The sequence below is a fragment of the Devosia albogilva genome (genome assembly GCF_042685625.1).
Classification (GTDB): Bacteria; Pseudomonadota; Alphaproteobacteria; order Rhizobiales; family Devosiaceae; genus Devosia; species Devosia albogilva.
In genome coordinates this window covers 3,715,115-3,734,226 of sequence record NZ_JBHUNP010000001.1, presented here as the reverse complement: position 1 = coordinate 3,734,226, position 19,112 = coordinate 3,715,115, and the positions used below count along the sequence as shown (strand labels likewise).

Below are 19,112 nucleotides of genomic sequence, written 5' to 3'. Positions count from 1 at the left end.
GGCCAATATGGGGCGGCGAGAGAGGGAAGGTGTTCGTGCGCGGTTTTGTGTGGTTGCGGCGGCTGGTGGGCGCGCTGGCGTTTTCGGGCCTGATCGCGTCGCCGGCGATGGCTCAACAATCCACGCTCGAACAGGTTCGCGAACGTGGATTCCTGATCTGCGGTTCGGCCAATCCGATCGCCGGGTTTGCGCAGCAGGATGCGGAAGGCCGCTGGTCCGGCTTTGACGTCGACCTTTGCCGGGGCCTTGCGGCGGCCGTGCTCGGCAATCCCGATGCCATCGAGTTCCGCGCCTTGCGTGGTGAAGCCCGCTATGCGCCGTTGCAGACCGGGCAAGTCGATGTGTTGACCCGCAGCGGTGCCTGGGGCATGCGCCGCGATACGATCTACGGCACCACCTTCGCCGCCACGGCATTCTTTGACGGGCAGGCCTTCATGGTGCCACAGAGTCTGGGGCTGGTTTCCGCCTTCGAACTCGACAATGTCAGCATCTGCGTGATCGACGGCAGCGAGGAACTGCGGCGGCTTCAGGAGTTCTTCTTCCTGAACCAGGCCCAGTATGTCGGTGTCCCGTATGAAGATCCTTCCGACATCGCCATCGCCTATCAGGCTGGGCGGTGCCAGGCTGTCTCAGCCTCTGGTCGGCAGTTGCAGGCAATCCGGCGGGCGCTTCCGGATCCCTCCGCCCATCGCATCCTGCCTGAGCGCATCTCCAAAGAGTTGCTTGGGCCGGTCGTGCGGGAGGGAGATGACCAGTGGCTCAAGATCGTCCGATGGACGCTGTTCGCCCTGATCGATGCCGAGGAGCTGGGGGTAACGGCCCTGAACATCGACTCCCTGGCTGCGGCACGGGCTCCGGCGGTACGGCGCTTGCTTGGCGTGGAGGGTGATTTCGGTACCACCCTGGGTCTCGCTCCCGACTTCATGGCGCAGGTTATTCGCGCTGTCGGGAACTACGGTGAGATCTATGACCGTCATTTCGGTCCTTCGACCGGCGCGGCGCTGCTCCGGGGGCAGAACGCGCTATGGTCCAATGGTGGGCTCCTCTACGCGCCGCCGGTGCGTTAGGTGGGATCGGCGAACACGACGCTGACGCGGCGGTTCTGCTTGCCCTTCTTCTCGATCTTGCCGAGCGCAAGCCGGCCGATCTCGCCGGTGGAGCGCACATGGGTGCCGCCGCAAGGCTGCAAGTCGATGTCGCCGATCCGTATCAGGCGGACACGCCCCTGACCCATTGGCGGCTTGACGTTCATCGTCTTGATGAGGTCGGGCTGTGCCGCCATTTCCTCATCGGTGATCCACTCGGCGGTGACGGCATGGTCGGCTTCCACCATCTGGTTGAGGCGAGCGGAGATGGCGTCCAGATCTTCGGGGGCCTCCGGCATGTCGAAGTCGAGGCGTCCCTTGTCCTCGCCCACCGAGCCGCCGGTCACGGGATAAGGCAGCGCCACCGACAGCAGATGCAGTGCCGTATGCATCCGCATCAGGCGATGGCGGCGATCCCAGTCGATGCTGGCGGTGACCGTGTCGCCTGGCTGCGGAAGGGTGTCGGGGCTTGCCGGTACATGAACGATGCGGCTCTTGTCCGCATCGGGGTGGACGGCCGTGCTGATCAACAATTCCCGGCCGTCGGACAGAAGCAGCCGACCGCTGTCCCCCGGCTGGCCGCCGGAAGCGGCGTAGAAGACGGTTCGGTCGAGCACTACGCCGCCCTCCGGCGTGATCTCGATCACCGTCGCTTCGGTGTCGACCAGATAGGCGTCGTCGCGAAACAGGAATTCAGTCATGTCAGAGCACCGGGGAAAGCAGGCGTGCCGCCTGGGTCAGGAAGCGCATCCAGGGCGCACGATTCTTCACTTCGTCCAGTTCCACAAGCCGGCAGCTCTTGAAATCCTCGAGCAGCATCTCCTCGACAGCGGTGATGGTCTGCTCGTCGGCGAACCAGAGGGTGATCTCGAAGTTGATGGCAAACGAGCGATTGTCGAAGTTCACGCTGCCGATGGAAGCGATTTGGTCATCCATCAGCACCACCTTCTGGTGCAGGAAGCCGTCGGTGTAGCGGTAGACGGGCACGCCATGCTCCACCATGCCATCGGCATGAGCAATGCTGGCGAGCCAGACGATCTTGTGATCGGGTTCGTCCGGCAGCATCACTCGCACGTCGACGCCGCGGAGCCGTGCTGCGAACAGGGCGGTGCGGATGTCGGTATCGGGCACAAAATAGGGGCTGACGATCCAGACCCGCTCCCGTGCGCGGCCGATGATGTCGGTGAAGGCGATGGCGCATTCCTCGAGCTTGTCGGCGGGACCGGACCCCATGACCAGTACGGACTGGTCCCCGGGCGTCGGAACCTTTTCGGGCGGGGTTTCGGGCAGGGCTTCGCCCGTTGCCCACTGCCAGTCTTCGCGGAACAGCAGGGCGCAGGCGAGGGCGGCAGGACCGGATACGCGGACATGGGTGTCGCGCCAGTGGCCGAAGCGGGGATCCTCACCAAGGTACTCGACGCCGACATTGTGTCCGCCGACCCAGGCGTGCTCGCCGTCCACCACGACGATCTTGCGATGGTTGCGGTAGTTGATGCGGGTGGGCCCGAAGAGCCGCAGGAACTTGTGGCGCTGGTTGAAACCCGCAACGCGAATCCCCGCCTCGCGGAGCTCCCGGCGATACCGCTTGGGCATGCCGGTGGAGCCGATGTCATCATAGAGCAGGTAGACCTTGACGCCGGCCCTGGCGCGCTCGATCAGCCGCTCCGCCAGCTCCTGGCCAAGAGCGTCGTCGCGAACGATGTAGAACTGCACCAGCAGGTAGTCCTTGGCCTTGGCGATACCCTCGAAGATGGAATCGAAGGTTGCCCGGCCATCGATCAGCAGTTCGACCTCGTTGCCGTTGAGGAACGGCACTTCCGAGACCTTGGTCTGAACCGGCCACTTGTGGCTGGTCTCGCGATCGATCAATGCTAGGTCCTTGGCGCGCAACGGGCGCGCGGCGCGGCCGTTGCGAATGCGGTCAGTGGCGTAGTCGTCGAAGGCCTTCCAGCCGAACACCATGTAGACGAACACGGTCGGGAACGGCAGCAGCGCCAGCGACAGCAGCCAGGCGATCGAACCCTGCGAGGTGCGCGAGTTCATGATTTCGCGCACCGCACAGACGAAGGCGAGCAGGTAGATCGCCGCGGTGATCGCGGCGAACAGGCTGAAATCGGCAGTGATGAAGCGGAGGAGGTCGTCTAGACCGAACAAGCAACAGACTCGTGACGCTGAAAGGGCGCCACTTTAGCAGCCCTGCAGCGACGAACAATGCGGCAGACGATCGGAGGTTCAGACCGGATCGGGTTCGAACACGCTGCTGATGTCGATCGGCGTCCGGCCCTCCAGCCAGTTCGGCACCGGTAGTCCCTTGGCGTGCAGGAACTCCGGATTGAAGATCTTGCTGGCGTAGCGGTTGCCGTAGTCGCAAAGGACAGTGACGATGGTCTTGCCAGGACCCAGGTCGCGAGCCATGCGCACCGCGCCGGCGATGTTGATGGCGCTGGAGCCGCCGAGGCAGAGGCCCTCGTGTTCGAGCAGATCGAAGATGTAAGGCAGGGCCTCGGCGTCCGAGATCTGGTAGGGCAGGTCGACCTTGAGGCCTTCCAGATTGGCCGTGATGCGGCCCTGACCGATGCCTTCGGTGATGGAGTTGCCCGAGGACTTCAGCTCGCCATTGGCGAAGTAGTTGAAAAGGGACGCACCCTCCGGATCGGCGAGGCCAATCTTCACATCCGAACTGCGGGCCCGCAGCGCTTCGGCCACACCGGCAAGGGTACCACCGGAGCCGACGGCACAGATGAAGCCATCCACGCGTCCGTTGGTGTCGTGCCAGATCTCCGGGCCAGTGGTCTCGATGTGAGCGCGTCGGTTCGCCGTGTTGTCGAACTGGTTGGCCCACACGGCGCCGTTCGGCAGCTCGCGGTTGAGCTTCTCGGCGAGGCGGCCGGAAACCTTGATGTAGTTGTTGGGGTGCTTGTAGGGCTTGGCCGGGACTTCGATGAGCTCGGCGCCGTAGAGGCGCAGCGCATCCTTCTTTTCCTGGCTCTGAGTGTCGGGGATGACGATCACCGACTTGTAGCCGAGCGCGTTGGCCACGAGGGTGAGCCCGATGCCGGTATTGCCGGCAGTGCCTTCGACGATGGTGCCACCCGGCTTGAGGGCGCCAGACTTCACCGCATCATGGATGATGAACAGCGCCGCCCGATCCTTGACCGACTGGCCGGGGTTGAGGAACTCGGCCTTGCCCCAGATTTCGCAGCCGGTGAGCGCCGACACGCGATTGAGACGGATCAGCGGCGTGTTGCCGATGGCGGAAATCAGGTCTTGGTGCTTGGCCATGGTCTATCGAGAGTGGGATCAAGCTTTCAATGGTAGGGGGCGTGGTGCGGTGGGACAAGGCGCAACAACCTCACCCGGCAGGACTTTCCTGCTGAATGGCTTGTGGGGCAAGCTGCACACCGCCTGTCCGCCGAGGCAGCAAAATCATTCCTGCCGCGGGCTATTCCATCAGCTCGGCAAGCTGCTCAAGCGCCGCGTTCCAGGCTTCCATCGAGAAGATGCGCGTTTCCGGATCGGCGTGCGCAAGCCCGCGTTCGGTCAGAGTGATACGGGTCTGGTCCGAACCGACCGGCTCGAAAAGGATGTCGAGCACGAAGATCAGCTCGTCATCGCCTTCCTCCTCTTCGTCCTTGTGCACCCAGGACATGACGAGCCGCTGGTCTTCGACAAAGGTCAGGATTTCGCCCGTGACCACCTGGTCGGTGTCGTCATCCTCGTCTCGGAAGGTGACGAAGCGGTACTCGCCGCCTTCGAAGGCGTCCAATTCCGCTTCGTCGGCCTGCCACTGCTCGATGAGCGCGGGATCGGTCCAGGCGGAAAAGACGTCGCTGACGTTCGCGCCGATGGTGCGGGTGAGGGTGATCTGGGACTCGCTGTCCCCGCTCATTGAATCGCTCATGCGGTCTCCTTGGCACGTCCGTGCAGTTCGGCCGACCGGGGCAGGAAGATGGTCAGCACACCCAATATGGGCAGGAACGCACAAAGCTGGAAAACGGCGATGATGCCGATCATATCGGCAAGTCCGCCGAGCACTGCGGCACCCAGTGCGCCGACGCCGAAGGCGAATCCGAAGACGAATCCGGCAACCATGCCGACCTTTCCGGGCAAAAGTTCCTGCGCATAGACGACGATCGCCGAGAAAGCGGATGCGAGGACGAGGCCGGCGAGCACACTCATTAATGCCGTGCCGAAGAGGTCGAGGTGCGGCAGCAGCAGGGTGAAGGGTAGGGCGCCGAGAATGGACACCCACACCACCGCCAGACGGCCGAAACGGTCACCCACGGGGCCGCCGATGAAGGTGCCGGCCGCGATCGCCCCGAGGAACAGGAAGAGATAGAGCTGCGATTCTTCCTTGGAGAGCCCGAACTTCTCGATCAGGAAGAAAGCGTAGTAGCTCTTCAGCGTCTCGATGTAGACGTACTTGCTGAGCAACAGCGCGCCGATCACAACGAAAGCGACTATCAGTCGCTGGCGGGTCAACTGCGGCTTCACGATCGGAGCCCGAGGCTGCAGCGCCAATTGACGCTGATGTTCGGCATACCAGCGGCCCACATAGGCGAGCAGCAGCACGCCGATGGCAGCCACGATCACGAACCAGCCAGTGCTGGCCTGACCCATGGGGATCAGAATCATGGCGGCCGCGAGCGGCCCCAGCGCGGTGCCGGCATTGCCGCCGACCTGGAACAACGACTGCGCCAGCCCGAGGCGTCCGCCGGAAGCGAGCCGGGCCAGACGCGAGGCTTCCGGATGGAACAGGGCCGAGCCCGTCCCCATGACCATAGAGGCCAGGAACAGCAGGCCGAAGCTGTTCGCCGTCGCCAGCAGGAAGACGCCGATGCCGACGATTGCGAGCGAAAGCGCCAGCCAATAGGGCTTCGGCCGCAGGTCCCCATAGAGCCCGAAGGCCGGCTGCAGGATGCAGGCGGTGATCTGCTGGGCAAGGGTCAGCAGCCCGATCTGCAGGTAGCTCAATCCGTAGGCATCCTTCAGCAGCGGATAGAGCGCCGGCAGCAGGAACTGCATGAGGTCGTTCAGCAGGTGCGAGGTGCTGAGGGCTGCGATGATGCCAGTCGACATGCGTTGCCTGGCTGGAGAAGCCAGGTTGGAAACGGCGGTCATGGATGGAAGTCCGAAGCTGAAGACGGCCATGCCTAGCCTCTGGAGGCGGGGCTGGCAACCGTCAGATGCTTTTGGGATGGTGCCGAGTTCGGGTCAAAACCCGAATGGCTCCGCGAGCTGGACTCGAACCAGCGACCATTCGATTAACAGTCGAACGCTCTACCAACTGAGCTATCGCGGAACATATTCGTGTGCCCCCTCGGCGAGGGCGAGGTCCGTGTAGCGGACTTGTTTCGCTTTGCCAAGCCCCCAATCCCATCAGCTGTGCAGAAGTGCTCGACCCTGCTCGCGAGAGCGGTTCTGGAGAGTGATCAGATCGGCCAGCGTGTTGAGGTTGGCGAAGGGATCACAGGGGCCGTCCCAGTTGACCGTGACAGCGCCAAGGGTGGAGAGCAAGCCCTTTGGACTGGCAGAACGGGGCAGGGCGGCAGCGAGATTGTCGAGGCGCCACAAGGCGTTTGTGGGGTAAAGTTGATCCTTCCAGGCAGCTGCGGCCGCAGGTGCTGAGCCGAGGGCCGTGACCAGTCGGGTGGAATAGTCAGCAGGCAGGAAGGGTGTGTCTACTGCAACCGACAGCAGCAAGCCGGATCGAATGCCCCGCCGCTCAAGGGCGCTCACCGCAGCGGCAAGACCCGCAATCGGGCCGGCGTGCTCTTGGTCGTGATCCGGAACGGGGATGGCGTGTGGCGGCAGGTCGGGCGGTGGGGTGCCGGGGCCGGTGGAGACGAGAAGCGGGTTTTCCAGCGGACCAAGGGCGTCCACCACTCGGCGAAGCAGCGGCCTGCCACCGACTCGCAGATCCGACTTGCGGACCCCGCCGAGTCGCGCACCGGCACCACCCGCTAGAATAAGGACATGCAGATCCTTACCCGGCATGTGCCGGTGCCTTCGGCCGCCGCAGCAGCAGCAACAGAGCAATGCCGCCCACAAGGCCCCAGAAGGGGGCGCCGATGCCGACCACCGTTATCCCCGACGCAGTGGCAACGAAGGTGAGAATGGCCGGCAAGCGCTGCTCCTCGTCCGCCAATGCTGCGGCCAGAGCCGTGGCGAGACTCGACAGCAATGCCAAGCCGGCCACCGCCTGGATCAGGATGGGCGGCGACGCAGCGACAAAGGCGGCGGCAAGACTGGCACCCAGACCGAGCAGGACATAGGTGGCCCCAGCGGCAACCGGTGCGGGCCAGCGGCGCGAGGGATCGGGATGCGCTTCGGGTCCTGCACAGATCGCTGCGGTGATGGCGGCGAGGTTGGTCGTGATGGAGCCGAACACGGCGGTGACGCCGCTGGCGATGCCGGTCAAGACAAAGGGCCCGGCGGGATTGACGATGACACCATTGGCCCGCAGCACCGCCAGCCCCGGCAAGTTCTGTGAGGCCATCGTAACGATATAAAGCGGCACCGAGATGCGGACGATGGCGTCGAGGGAGAAGCCGGGGACGACGAAGCTGAGGGTCGGCCAGGTGCCCTCCAGTGCGCCCGGCGGCAGGTGCGTTGTGATCGCAAGGACGATGCCGGTGACCAGCACGGCAATGGGCACGGCATAGCGGCGGGCAAAACGCAGGCCAAGAGCCCAGGCCAGCAGGATCGGCAGCGCCATCGCTGGCACCTGCCCGACGGCCTCAACAGGCGCGAGGCACAGGGTCAGCAGCATGCCGGCCAGCATGGCGTTGGCGAGCGAGGCTGGAATTGCCGCCACCAAGCGGGCAAGTGGCCGGAACAAGCCGGTGAGGACGATCAACAGCGCAGTGACCAGGAACGCGCCAACGACTGCCGGAAAACCACCAGAAGGCTCACCGACCGTCAGCAGGAAGGCCGCACCGGGTGTTGACCAGGCGAAGCTGATCGGCGTGCGGGTGCGAGCGCTGACCGCCACGTTCAGCACCCCGAGGCCGAGGCAGAGCGCCATCAGTCCCGAGCCCGCCTGCGCCGGCGTGGCGCCGGCCGCAGTCAGCGCTGCCAGCACCAGCGTGAACGTGCTGGCATAACCGACGATGGCCGCGAGCGTCCCTGCCATCAGCGGCTGCGCCGGATTCCAGCTCCGGGAGGGCGGGGGTGTGTTTGGGGTAGAATCGCCAAGAGGCGGCAGCTCGCGGGTCATGCTGCTTTATACACCTGGCCTCTGAGGGAAACAGACGCGGACTCCTCTTGTCCGATCTTGCTCAAGCTTAAGCCGGCAACGACATCGCCTCCTTGCCGTTTGGCTCGGGCACGGACAAGCGGACGGAGACCGATCATGCTGGCAATGGACTACAGGGGGCCCTATCGGGTACGGGCGGAGCAGAAGCCGATGCCCGAGATCGAGCACCCGGAAGACGCCATCGTGCGCGTCACCCGATCCTGCATCTGCGGCTCGGACCTACATCTCTACCACGGCATGGTCCCCGACACCCGCGTCGGCATGACCTTCGGGCACGAATTCACCGGCATCGTCGAGGAAGTCGGCTCTGAGGTGCACAACCTCAAGGTCGGCGATCATGTGCTGGTGCCGTTCAACATCGCCTGCGGCAAGTGCCACTTCTGCCAGCAGGGCCTGTTTGGCAACTGCCACGAGTCCAACAATGAGGCCACAGCGGTCGGAGGCATCTATGGCTATTCGCATACCGCCGGTGGCTACGACGGCGGCCAGGCAGAGTATGTCCGTGTGCCCTATGCCGACGTCGGCCCGCTGAAGATCCCGAGCTGGATGGACGTGGACGACGCGGTCATGCTGACGGATGTCGTGCCCACCGGATACCAGGCTGCCGAGATGGGCGGCATCCGCCGCGGCGATACGGTGGTGGTGTTCGGGGCCGGGCCGGTCGGCATCATGGCCGCGCGCTGCGCCTGGCTCTTCGGCGCCGGACGGGTGATCGTCATCGATCATCTTGACTATCGCCTGGAATTCGCCAGCCGCTTCGGGCCGGCCGAAGTCTACAATTTTCGCTCCATCGAGGACCCGGTCTACTTCCTAAAGAAGGCCACGGACTCGCTGGGTGCCGATGTCTGTATCGACGCCGTCGGCGGTGACGCCGCTGGTAGTGCCCTGCACACACTGCTCGGCACCAAGCTGAAACTGGAAGCTGGAGCGGCAACGGCGCTCCACTGGGCCATCAACTCGGTGAAGAAGGGCGGCATCGTCTCGGTGGTAGGCGTCTATGGCCCCACCGGCAATCTCGTGCCCATCGGCAATGTGGTGAACAAGGGCATCACCATCCGGGCCAACCAGGCATCGGTGAAGCGTTTGCTGCCGCGGCTCATCGAACATGTCGAGGCGGGCCGCATCAATCCCAAGGCCCTCATCACCCACAAAGTGCCACTCGAGGAGGTCTCCGATGCCTACCACATCTTCTCCGCCAAGCTCGACGGCTGCATCAAGCCTGTCCTCGTCCCCCCATCTGCCCGTGCCGCTTGAAGGCTCGGCAACGCCGAACCGGATAGATCCGGCGACGGTCGTCGGCTGGGGCGTCGATGCCGACCCGGAGAATGATCCGACTTACCCGATGCGGGACCGCTCACAGGACAGCAAGGGCGGCATGGACTGGAACCGCCCGACGCTGCAGCCGCAAACGGTGGAAGTGTTGCGCTCGACCGAACATAACCGGCGCACGGCCGTCTATGGCACGTCGACGCCACCGAAGGGGATCAGCGGCGCCATCCGCCGACAGGCCTTCAAGAAAAGCGAGGGCAAGTGGAGCCATTGGCTCATGCTGCTGGCCGCCGACCGCATCAACGTGGTCGAGGGAATCGGTCAGGATCTGGCCCGTGGCAAGGTGCCGAACATCCCTGCGGAAATGGGTGTCCGGTCCGAAATCCAATACAACATGCCAGGGCTGGTGCGGAAAACGGTCGTCGCCGGCGCTGCGGTCGCCGTCCTGTACGCGCTGCTCAGGTCAACCAGACCGCGACGCCAGCCAAGCCGGCGTCGCTACTGACCTCGACTTCATAACCTCGGTGGGCGAGCCACTCTCACCACTCGCCGCTTGACCTCCGGCAGAGCTCGCAAGGCCTGCCGAACGGCGTCTCGGAAGCTGGTCACCTCCCATTGGGGACCAAGAGCCCGTAGGTGCCTTGTCCGCTGCGAATCGAGATAGCTTCTCCAGAAGTGGGTGCTCGTGCTCGAACGTGGGTGTGTGGTTGCATAGGTCCTTGATCCTTCTTGGCCTGTTTGTGGCGCTGTCAGCTTGCGGCTCCATCTGGGTCGCCTACGCTTTTGCGGTAAGTGGCACAGGGGACTTGTTCAACACCGATCTGATACAGCCCTACATGATCGTCAGGGACACGGTTATCCACGCCGGCTCCTTCCTGGCCTGGCAGTATTCACCAGCAAACTACGTCTTTCCTGATCTGTTTATTGCCGGACTCCTCTACCTGGTCGGAGTACCTTGGCTCTGGCTGCCGATCGCCTATGCAGGTGTGTTGCTTGCGGCTTATGGAACGCTCTTCGGGATTGTTTCCGAGGCGGTGCAGCCCGGAGCGGCAGTGGGCTTCACTTTCGTCGCTACGCTGATCCTGGCGGCGTTCCTGGCCGCCGCGGCTTCCGACATCTCTCATCCCGGATCGCTCCTGGCGATCTACCTGGTGTCTTCCTACATCCATACGGGAGCGATTCTGGCGGGGCTTGTGGCGCTTGCGTTAGCGATTCGGTGCCTTTCGAGCACCGAACGCGTTCTGGCGTACCGCGTTCTGCTGGTGATTTCCGTTGTCACTTCCTTTTCCGACCTGCTGTACCTGCTCTGGTTTGTTGCCCCGATCGCAATCGTGTGGCTTCTTCTGGCGCGAGCTCGCGCAGACCGGGCCCTGCGGAAGCAAGGAATCATCCTTGTCGCCAGTTCGGCCATAGCCAACTTGCTCGACAGGCTCCTCAGGGCGCCTGGTGGCCTTGAGCGCGACATCCAGCAAACAATCGCAAACCTGTGGCAGGGGTTCGTGATCGGCCCTCTGGCGGGCGACTGGGTGATGGCGATCGTCACCGTTTCCACACTGTTGATGGCATTGAGCGGCGCGCCGCTACTGTTCCGCTTGCTGCGGCGGCAGGAACTGACCCGGCTGCAGATGGCGCTGTTGATGATAACGGGGGTGCAGTGGGCCGCTATCGTGGCGCCCGCTGCCAGCGGCCAGTTCGTGTCAATCGTGCACCTGCGCTACGCGCTGCCAATCTTTGTCCTGCCGGTGCTCTGGTTTATGCTGCTGGCCTCCAACTGGCTGTTGCCGCGCCTGAGAACGGCGGTCGCGTGGGTTGGCGCAGCGGTTCTCGCGACTGTATCTGCGATGACCTTCTCGACGGGCTTGTCCGCTGCCGAAGCGTTGATGCGACCGCATCCGGTCGTTGGTTGTGTGTCGGGCCTTGGCCGGGTAGCCGGCTATTCAGACTACTGGCTGAGCAAACTGACGACCTTCTCCACGGACTACCGGATGACCGTTGTTCCGCTCGTTGAAGATGGTTCCCTTCACAGGGCCTCCATGAACCTGCGGTGGCTTGATCGCACCGCGGATGGGACGCAGCCGTTTGCCCCAACCTTCGTGATCATGGAGCGACTGGACCCGGCCAAGATCAGGGAGAGATTCGGGGCGCCCGGCGAGGTGGTGGACTGCGGCTCGAGTGAGGTTTGGCTGTACGACCATTCCCTGCCGGTCGTCCGGCCGTAGTGGACCGAAACATGAGTTCGCGGACGTGTTGAGCCAGGCGGCTCCTTGCAGGAGACACTCCGAGGCACTTGTTTCACTGAACGGTGGGTCGCGTGAGGCCAGTGCCGTTCACGAGCACCAGGAATGCGAGGATGGCTGCGCGGCAGGGAGGGGCCCTTGGTTATTGTGGGCGCCCGGCATGTCACAGCAAATCGGTGGAGGCCTCGTCCGGAATCGAACCGGAATACACGGATTTGCAATCCGCTGCGTAACCATTCCGCCACGAGGCCTCTGGGCGCCTTCTCAACAGGTTGGTGGTGACCTGTCAAGATTGGCCAGCGAACGGCGTGACGGAGCGTGATTGAAAGCTGTTATTTGTGGTTTCCGCCAGTGTCGTGCGAAGCGTCAGGCCGTCAGGCTCCCAGCGATGATGATTGTCGATATGGGCGATCGCCCAACTGAACGCCTTGTGCAACTCGGGCAGACTACGCTGCTGGATGGCTGGAGCGAGCAGGCCGTTCATCTCCGTCTTGGCCGGTAGATGCCCGGCGGGCCCTACGCGTTCGAACGAAACGGTCACTCCGGCGGCAACCCAGGCGCCGATCGCTCCGGCGAAGGCTTCGGAGAGCAGGAAAGCCGACCGGCGCAGGATCACGACCGTCATCGCATCGTTCTCGATCGCCTCGGGCCGCAGCACCACGCCACTGGAACTCGGGTGCCATTCCGAGCCGAGATCGGCCAGGAAGAACCAGCCGCAATACCAGCCGCGACAGGGTTGTGGTCGAACCTCATAGACGGTGCAGCCCCGGCCACGCAGGCAATGGGGGCACAGCGTGTTCGACGGCTTGTCGAGTTCGGGCGATCTGATGGGGATGAATTCGCAGCAGGCGGTGCAGTCGCCGCAGCTCCGATCTGCCAACCGCTTCAGCACCGGTCCGCCTCCCGCGATGCCGTTTCCAGCGCGAGAGTGAACGCAAAAAAGATGCACTGTCCAGCGCAAGTGGATGAAACTGCGGCGTGGAGCCGCGTGTGCTTGCCAGTCGCGGAATCGAGGGATATGCACGTCCGGCATATGCTCTGAGGCTACGGACTCCATTCCCATGTTCGATTTCCAGCGTGCTCGCACCTTCATGGTGGATAACCAGCTGCGCACGAGCGGCGTCAGCGACTGGCGGATTCTGGCCCGTATGGGTGAGGTGCCACGGGAGGAATTCCTGCCCGAAGCAAAGCGTGAACTCGCTTACCTCGACAGCGTGCAGTGGCTGGGCGAGCCGCGCCGCGGCCGATTCATGCCAGCCCCGGCGATCTTCGCCAAACTCTTGCAGCTCGCGGAGATCGGCAGCCAGGACACGGTGCTGATCGTTGGAGCCAATTCCGGCTATTCGACCGCCGTGGTTGCGGGGCTGTGCTCCAAGGTGACCGGGCTCGAGCACGATGCTGCGCTGGCGGAGAGTGCTCGCGATACCCTGGAGAAGCTGGGTATCAGCAATGCGACGATCATCGCCGGGGACATCTCTGCTCTCGGCAAGGACCGATACGACGCCATCTTCGTAGAAGGTGCCGTTGAGACGGTGCCGCAGGCTTTGCTGGACCGGCTTTCGGACATTGGCCGCCTTGTGGCGCTGGTGCGCGAGGGTGGCGTCTCCGTGGCAACTGTGTACGTCAAGTCCGACGGCGTAGTCGCCTCGCGTCAGGAATTCAATGCCAGCTTGCCGGCGTTGATGGTGAAGTCAGGCGAGCCGGAATTCGTATTCTGACTGTTGCGTGAGTGCCACCAGGCGACGCTATCGTCTGGTGAGAGCTTGGTAGGGGTTGTGCGTTAGCATTGGCAACGCCACCTCGGGCCAGTACAATCTTCGGTGGATGGAGTAGGGGCGATGAAGTTCAGGGTTCTTGTGGCGGTTAGCACCTTGGCGCTGACGCTCGGCATCGCCGGCACCGGTGCCGCACAGGCGCAATCGATCGCTCAGGCCCTGGCCGCTGCATACGACCATGCTCCGGACCTGCAGTCGGCACTTCTGAGTGCCAAGTCCTCGGCCGAAGACATCGTCCGGGCGGAGTCGGCGAAGAGGCCGACTATTGGGGCATCGCTGGGCGGCAACTACAACTGGGCGGTTGGACCCGGCGCGGTGGGCCCCGGAGGAACGAACCCTACGGGCGCCTTCACAGGTAGCAGCACCTTCAGCGCCGGTTTGTCCTATAACCAGACCATCTTCGACAATTTCGCGACCGAAGCGCAGATCGAAGCTGCGCGTGCGGGCGCCGAGGCCGCCGAATACCAGATCCGGAACACCGAGCAGAACGTGCTGCTCGACGTGGTTCAAGCCTATATGGACGTGATGACGGGCCAACAGCTGGTCGCGTTGCGGCAGGAGAACCTGACGTTCTTCCGCGCGCAGCTCCAGTCGGCCGAAGACCGGCTCGAAGTGGGTGAAGGAACCCGCATCGACGTGGCGCAGGCCGAGGCGCGTCTGGCCCAGGGTGAAGCAGGGTATCGGGCTGCCATTTCGAGCCTTGAGGTCAGCCAGGCGACGTTTCAGCGACTGGTGGGCGCGGCGCCGCGCAACCTGTCGGGCGGTCATGACTTCTCGCGCTTGATTCCGGGCACGCTGCAGAGCGCAATCGCCGAGGCCGAGACAGGCCACCCGGCGATCCTTCTGGCGAAAGCAGGCATTCGGGCGGCACAGGCCGGCAGTGACGCTGCACAGGCAGCCTTCGGTCCTAATGCCTCCGTCAGTGGTCAGGTCGGAACGTCTTACAGCACCGCCACGGGCACGTCTTCCGGGCTCTCCGGCCAGTTGGGATTCCAGATCACGGTGCCGATCTATGCCGGCGGCGCGCTGGGCGCAGGCGTGCGCAAGGCCAACATCGAACAGATCCGCTCGGAAGTAGACGCGATGGGCGCCTATGATCAGGTACGAGCGGCCGTGATCGCCGCCTGGTCCGGCATCCAGAGCGCTGACGCGCAGATCACCGCAGCGCAGGCCGCGGTCAGCGCCGGCCAGGAAGTGCTTGAAGGCGTGATCCAGGAACGCGATCTCGGCACCCGTACCACCTTGGAAGTGCTGAACGCGCAGGCCGAACTCACCACCGCTCGCGAAGGGTTGATCAACGCCTCGTCGGGCAAGGTGGTCGCGACCTTCTCGCTGCTGGCAGCGATCGGCCGGCTAACGGCTGCGGACTTGGGGCTGCCCGTCGAGGTGAAGACGGCCGTGCCCTATACTCAGACCGTCGAGGATGTCTGGCAGGAACTGCGCACCGTCGCGGACTAAGGGGACCAGAGTACCTCCTGCCTCGCGTGCCATCCGGCTGCGCGGAACAAGTGCTGGTGCCAGTTAAGACTCACTCGCACAACTTTTGGTGGAAGACGAGATCGTCGCTTCGGCTGACGATTCCATTATCCGCATGGTGTGTCTAGAGTTAACAAGACGATTCGGAAGCGCGGGCCGATAGCGGCGGTCGTGATCCGGTCGACCGTTGAGTATGAGGCGCCTATGAACAAGCCCGCGACCAAAGAACCGTCGATGGACGAAATCCTGTCCTCCATCCGGCAGATCATTGCGGATGACGACGCGGCGGGCGTGACGCGCCGGCCGGTGTTGCAGGCGGCGCCGCCGCCGATGGAAGCTACGCCCGCGCGCCCCGTCGCCGAGGACCGCGATCTGGAAGACATGCTCGAGGACATCGAGCCGCTGGCGCTGTCGCCAAGTCAGATCGTCAGCACGGAGCCCGAGGAAGACGCTAGCGGTTTCAGCTTCGATTCCATCCTGGCCGACACCGAAAGCGAAGTGGCGGAGAACCCTGCGCCGCAACTGGTCGAGGCGGAGGACGTGCATTTTTCCGAGCCGGAGGTCGAGGACGACCTGCCGTCGTTCGATCCCGCTCCTGCCAGGGCTGCCGCACCGGAACCAGAGCCGGAGCCTGAGCCGGTATTGCGGGTCGTGCCGCCCCGGGCGGCAGAAGCCCCGCCACAGCCACAGCGCCCACAGGTGTCCGTAGCCGAGGCGGCCCCGCTTCCCGATCCGACCCTCACCAGCGACATGGCTAGTGAACTGCTGGAGCCCGCCACCAAGGCGGCGGTTCGCAGTTCCATCGGCAAGCTGTCGGCGCTCGGCATCGGCTCGCCCGGCCTCACCATCGAGGCGATGATGCGCGACATGCTGCGGCCGATGCTGAAGGAGTGGCTCGATGAGCACCTTCCTTCCGTGGTCGAGCGCATGGTCGAAAAGGAAATCGCGCGCATTTCCCGCGGCGAATAGTCTGGCTGGGGGACAGCGCTTGCTGTTGACCCCGACCGGCGCATTTGCTTGAAGTTCCGCCACCTGACGGCCCGCCAGCCCGCACTGGCGGGTCAACTGTGTTTGCGAGTGATCCATGCTTGAAAAGACCTATGAGCCCGCATCTGTCGAGGCGCGCATCTACGACGCCTGGGTCGAGGCTGGTGCGTTCAAGGCGGGGGCAGGGGCGGCGCCGGGCGCCGAGACCTTCACCATCGTCATTCCGCCGCCCAACGTCACCGGGTCGCTGCATATCGGTCACGCGCTCAACAACACGATCCAGGACATCCTGGTCCGCTTCAACCGCATGCTGCACAAGGACGTGTTGTGGCAGCCCGGCACCGACCATGCCGGCATTGCGACGCAGATGATCGTCGAGCGGCAACTGGCCGAGCGGCAGCTCGATCGCCGCAGCATGGGCCGCGAGGCCTTCATCGAGCGCGTGTGGGAGTGGAAGGCCGAGAGCGGCGGCACCATCATGAACCAGTTGAAGCGGCTGGGCGCCTCGGCGGACTTCACCCGCGAGCGCTTCACCATGGGCGACCGTGGGCAACCGGACGACCAAATGGTGCGTGCGGTCACCAAGGTGTTCGTTGAACTGTACAACCGCGGCCTGATCTATCGCGACAAGCGGCTGGTGAACTGGCACCCCGGCCTTGAGACCGCGATCTCGGACCTCGAAGTGGAGAATATCGAGGTCAAGGGCCATATGTGGCACCTGCGCTACCCGCTGGCGGATGGCGTGACCTACCAGTTCCCGATCAAGGACGAAGACGGCAACGTCACCGGGCACGAGACCCGGGACTACATCATCGTCGCGACCACCCGTCCGGAGACGATGCTGGGCGACTCCGGCGTGGCCGTGCATCCGGACGACGAGCGCTACAAAGATCTCGTCGGCAAGTTCGTGGAACTGCCGCTGGTCGGCCGCCGTATTCCCATCGTTGCTGACGAGTATGCCGATCCGGCGCTCGGCACTGGTGCGGTGAAGATCACGCCTGCCCACGATTTCAACGACTTCGAGGTCGGTGCTCGCAACGGGCTTGAGCAGATCAACGTATTCACCACCCGCGGCGCCGTCGTCGATGCCGAGTTCATCCCGGCCAGGTATCGTGGGCTCGACCGCTTCGAGGCGCGCAAGGCGATCGTCGCCGACCTGACCGCGCTGGCGGAGGAGAACCCGACGCGTGGGCTCGACCATGTCGAAGACAAGAAGATCATGGTCCCGCATGACGAGAAGAGCAAACTCGTCGTCATTGAGCCGTTCCTGACGGATCAATGGTGGGTGAAGGCCGACGTGCTGGCCCGGCCGGCACTGGCCGCGGTGCGCGAAGGCCGCACCAGATTCGTGCCGCAGCAATACGAGAACACCTATTTCGCCTGGCTGGAAAACATCAAGCCGTGGTGCATCTCGCGCCAACTGTGGTGGGGCCACCAGATCCCGGCCTGGTATGGCCCAGATGGGCATGCCTTTGTGGCGCAGAGCGAGGCCGAAGCTGCCGCTGCCGCAGAAGCGCACTACGGCAAGGCTGTCGAGCTCCGCCGCGACCCCGACGTGCTCGACACCTGGTTCTCCTCAGGCCTGTGGCCGTTCTCGACCCTCGGTTGGCCGGACGAAACCGCTGAGCTCAAGCGCTACTATCCGACGGACGTCCTCGTCACCGGCTTCGACATCATTTTCTTCTGGGTTGCCAGGATGATGATGCTCGGACTTGAATTCCTGGGTGAGGAGCCGTTCCACACGGTCTACATGCACGCCCTGGTCCGCGACGAGAAGGGCCAGAAGATGTCGAAGACCAAGGGCAACGTCATCGACCCTCTCAAGCTCATCGACCAGTACGGTGCTGATGCGACGCGCTTCACCCTGGCTGCCATGGCTGCGCAGGGGCGCGACCTGAAGCTTTCCATCAATCGGGTCGAGGGCTACCGCAACTTCGTCACCAAGCTCTGGAACGCCGCGCGCTTCCTTGAGATGAACGAGTGCCGGCGCGTTGACGGCTATGATCCGCGCGACAACCGGTTGCCGCTCAACCGCTGGATCGTCGGTGCCACCGCCCGTGCGGCGGCGGCGGTGACGCGCGGCATCGAGGAGTACAAGTTCAACGAAGCCGCGAACGCCGCCTATGACTTCGTCTGGGGCACGTTCTGCGATTGGTATGTGGAGTTCGCCAAGCCGGTGTTCAGCGGCACGGACGAAGCCGCCAAGGCAGAGACGCGCGCAACTGCCGCCTGGGCACTGGACCAGATCCTGGCCTTCCTCCACCCGTTCATGCCCTTCGTCACCGAGGAACTGTGGGCGGAGACCGGCAAGTTCGGCCCCGGTCGTGCTGGGGTGTTGGCACTGGCCGACTGGCCGAACCTCGACGGACTCGAGGACCCGGACGCCGATGCGGAACTCGGCTGGCTGATCGATGTGATCACCAGTGTGCGCTCGATCCGTGCCGAGATGAACGTGCCAGCGGGCGCCAAGCTGCAGCTCGTGATGGTGGGGGCAGGGGAGGAAACCCTGCGCCGCGTCGTGGCCGGCACGGCGTTGATTACGCGGCTGGCGCGTCTGGAAGCCATCTCGCCGCAGTCGGAAGTGCCGGGCGAGTCTGCCCAGTTTGTGGTCGGCGAAGCGACCTTTGCACTGCCGCTGTCGGGGGTGATCGACCTTGGTGTGGAACGGGCCCGGCTCGAGAAGGAAGTGGGCAAGCTCGACGCCGAGATCGCGCAGATCGACAAGAAGCTTGGCAACGAGCAGTTCGTCGCCAAGGCACCTGAAGAGGTGATCGAGGAACAGCGGTCTCGTCGCGAGGCAGCAATAGAACGGCGCGGCCGCATCGTCGAGGCGTTGGCACGCCTGCGCTAGCCCCGTACGGGCGATGCATAAGCCTTAGAGGCGGGGCGGCCAAGGCTGCCCCGCCTCTTCTTTGTGCTGATTCGGCAACAACGATCCGGATTCCAGCAAGAGCCTACTTGCAGCAACCATTTGGCGATGTTTGTCGCCACAATCTGCCTCTAGACGATGGCTGGACATCTGGGG

General features: G+C 64.0%; 16 protein-coding genes and 2 tRNA genes. 8 read left to right on the top strand and 10 right to left on the bottom strand.

Translation table 11 applies throughout. From position 1 onward, the window contains the following. Positions 1-35 precede the first annotated feature (35 nt). The gene (locus ACFSX5_RS18670; RefSeq protein WP_386835462.1) at positions 36-1,067 is read left to right on the top strand and encodes an amino acid ABC transporter substrate-binding protein; all 1,032 of its coding nucleotides are present in this window, start codon (positions 36-38) and stop codon (positions 1,065-1,067) included. Here the strand turns inward: ACFSX5_RS18670 and ACFSX5_RS18665 are convergent. The 8 genes from ACFSX5_RS18665 to ACFSX5_RS18630 all read right to left on the bottom strand — a co-directional run bounded on the left by ACFSX5_RS18665 (position 1,064) and on the right by ACFSX5_RS18630 (position 8,223). Then, the gene (locus tag ACFSX5_RS18665) at positions 1,064-1,786 is read right to left on the bottom strand and encodes an alanyl-tRNA editing protein (RefSeq protein WP_386835461.1); all 723 of its coding nucleotides are present in this window, start codon (positions 1,784-1,786) and stop codon (positions 1,064-1,066) included. The two genes, ACFSX5_RS18670 and ACFSX5_RS18665, sit on opposite strands and share 4 nt — an antisense overlap. A gap of 1 nt (position 1,787) precedes the next feature. Continuing rightward, complete coding sequence (cls, locus tag ACFSX5_RS18660; protein ID WP_386835459.1) at positions 1,788-3,239, bottom strand: cardiolipin synthase; 1,452 nt, start codon at positions 3,237-3,239, stop codon at positions 1,788-1,790. 78 nt (positions 3,240-3,317) lie between these two features. After that, positions 3,318-4,367: a cysteine synthase A gene (locus ACFSX5_RS18655; protein ID WP_386835457.1), complete on the bottom strand. Its 1,050-nt coding sequence runs from the start codon at positions 4,365-4,367 to the stop codon at positions 3,318-3,320. Positions 4,368-4,527: 160 nt separating this feature from the next. Continuing rightward, positions 4,528-4,986: an SRPBCC family protein gene (locus ACFSX5_RS18650; RefSeq protein ID WP_386835455.1), complete on the bottom strand. Its 459-nt coding sequence runs from the start codon at positions 4,984-4,986 to the stop codon at positions 4,528-4,530. Next, a complete protein-coding gene (locus ACFSX5_RS18645) occupies positions 4,983-6,236 on the bottom strand; it encodes an MFS transporter (protein ID WP_386835453.1) in 1,254 nt (417 codons plus the stop codon). The genes ACFSX5_RS18650 and ACFSX5_RS18645 overlap by 4 nt, the downstream gene beginning before the upstream one ends. A gap of 75 nt (positions 6,237-6,311) precedes the next feature. Further along, positions 6,312-6,387: transfer RNA gene (locus ACFSX5_RS18640), tRNA-Asn, on the bottom strand. 77 nt (positions 6,388-6,464) lie between these two features. Beyond that, a complete protein-coding gene (mobA, locus tag ACFSX5_RS18635) occupies positions 6,465-7,082 on the bottom strand; it encodes a molybdenum cofactor guanylyltransferase (RefSeq protein WP_386835451.1) in 618 nt (205 codons plus the stop codon). After that, complete coding sequence (locus tag ACFSX5_RS18630) at positions 7,072-8,223, bottom strand: benzoate/H(+) symporter BenE family transporter (RefSeq protein ID WP_386835688.1); 1,152 nt, start codon at positions 8,221-8,223, stop codon at positions 7,072-7,074. Before ACFSX5_RS18630 ends, mobA begins: the two co-directional genes overlap by 11 nt. A gap of 216 nt (positions 8,224-8,439) precedes the next feature. On the opposite strand from ACFSX5_RS18630, the gene ACFSX5_RS18625 reads away from it, so the two are divergent. The 3 genes from ACFSX5_RS18625 to ACFSX5_RS18615 all read left to right on the top strand — a co-directional run bounded on the left by ACFSX5_RS18625 (position 8,440) and on the right by ACFSX5_RS18615 (position 11,831). Continuing rightward, positions 8,440-9,597: a zinc-dependent alcohol dehydrogenase gene (locus tag ACFSX5_RS18625; protein WP_386835450.1), complete on the top strand. Its 1,158-nt coding sequence runs from the start codon at positions 8,440-8,442 to the stop codon at positions 9,595-9,597. Further along, positions 9,587-10,117 carry a hypothetical protein gene (locus ACFSX5_RS18620; protein ID WP_386835449.1) on the top strand — a complete coding sequence of 177 codons (531 nt, stop codon included), beginning with the start codon at positions 9,587-9,589 and terminating at the stop codon, positions 10,115-10,117. Before ACFSX5_RS18625 ends, ACFSX5_RS18620 begins: the two co-directional genes overlap by 11 nt. Before the next feature lie 214 nt (positions 10,118-10,331). Continuing rightward, the gene (locus tag ACFSX5_RS18615; RefSeq protein WP_386835447.1) at positions 10,332-11,831 is read left to right on the top strand and encodes a hypothetical protein; all 1,500 of its coding nucleotides are present in this window, start codon (positions 10,332-10,334) and stop codon (positions 11,829-11,831) included. Positions 11,832-12,026: 195 nt separating this feature from the next. On the opposite strand, the gene ACFSX5_RS18610 is transcribed toward ACFSX5_RS18615, so the two are convergent. Then, positions 12,027-12,100 (bottom strand) — tRNA-Cys (locus ACFSX5_RS18610). Between the two features lie 35 nt (positions 12,101-12,135). Next, the gene (locus ACFSX5_RS18605; RefSeq protein ID WP_386835446.1) at positions 12,136-12,741 is read right to left on the bottom strand and encodes a hypothetical protein; all 606 of its coding nucleotides are present in this window, start codon (positions 12,739-12,741) and stop codon (positions 12,136-12,138) included. A gap of 169 nt (positions 12,742-12,910) precedes the next feature. On the opposite strand from ACFSX5_RS18605, the gene ACFSX5_RS18600 reads away from it, so the two are divergent. The 4 genes from ACFSX5_RS18600 (at position 12,911) to ACFSX5_RS18585 (ending at position 18,938) form a co-directional block, all read left to right on the top strand. Further along, on the top strand, positions 12,911-13,567 hold the full coding sequence (locus ACFSX5_RS18600; protein WP_386835444.1) for a protein-L-isoaspartate O-methyltransferase family protein: 657 nt from the start codon (positions 12,911-12,913) through the stop codon (positions 13,565-13,567). Positions 13,568-13,687: 120 nt separating this feature from the next. Continuing rightward, entirely contained in the window at positions 13,688-15,082 is a 1,395-nt protein-coding gene (locus tag ACFSX5_RS18595) for a TolC family outer membrane protein (RefSeq protein ID WP_386835442.1), read from the top strand. Positions 15,083-15,304: 222 nt separating this feature from the next. Beyond that, entirely contained in the window at positions 15,305-16,069 is a 765-nt protein-coding gene (locus ACFSX5_RS18590) for a DUF2497 domain-containing protein (protein WP_386835441.1), read from the top strand. 115 nt (positions 16,070-16,184) lie between these two features. Then, the gene (locus ACFSX5_RS18585; RefSeq protein ID WP_386835439.1) at positions 16,185-18,938 is read left to right on the top strand and encodes a valine--tRNA ligase; all 2,754 of its coding nucleotides are present in this window, start codon (positions 16,185-16,187) and stop codon (positions 18,936-18,938) included. Positions 18,939-19,112 lie beyond the last annotated feature (174 nt).